This is a genomic window from Hyphomonas beringensis (genome assembly GCF_000682755.1).
GTDB lineage: Bacteria > Pseudomonadota > Alphaproteobacteria > Caulobacterales > Hyphomonadaceae > Hyphomonas > Hyphomonas beringensis.
The window spans coordinates 1-467 of the sequence record NZ_AWFF01000104.1 but is presented as its reverse complement, the minus strand read 5'-3'; the positions used below and the strand labels follow the sequence as shown (position 1 = coordinate 467).

General features: G+C 61.2%; 1 pseudogene. It reads right to left on the bottom strand.

The annotated features are described in order from the left end of the window. Positions 1-467, bottom strand: a pseudogene (locus tag HY29_RS17525) (IS3 family transposase); the annotation flags it as partial.

The following is a 467-nucleotide window of genomic DNA, read 5'->3' as shown; positions in this document are numbered from 1 at the left end:
CGAGACATTCGCGAGTGAACTCATCTATGACACACAGCATACGGAACACCTTGCCGTCATGCGTGCGGTCCTGGACGAAGTCATACGACCACACATGCCCTTGTGCGTCGGCCTCAGCCGGATGCAGGAGCCGTCATTCAGCCATAACCGGCCACGTTTCGGTTGTTTCATCGGCACTTTCAGCCCTTCACGCCGCCAGATGCGATACACCCGCTTCTCGTTCACATGCCAGCCATCCTGTCTCAGCAGGGCCGTGATCCGGCGGTAACCATACCGGCCGAACCGTTCCGCCAGGGCGATGATGGCTGCTGTCAGCACATCCTCGTCCTGACGCGGCACGCGCGGCTTGCGCTGGGTGGAACGATGCTGGCCGATCACGCGGCAGGCCCGGCGCTCGGTTGCGCCGAGTGTCTCCACCACATGATCGACCGCTTCGCGTTTGCGTGAAGGGCTTAGAACTTTCCCTT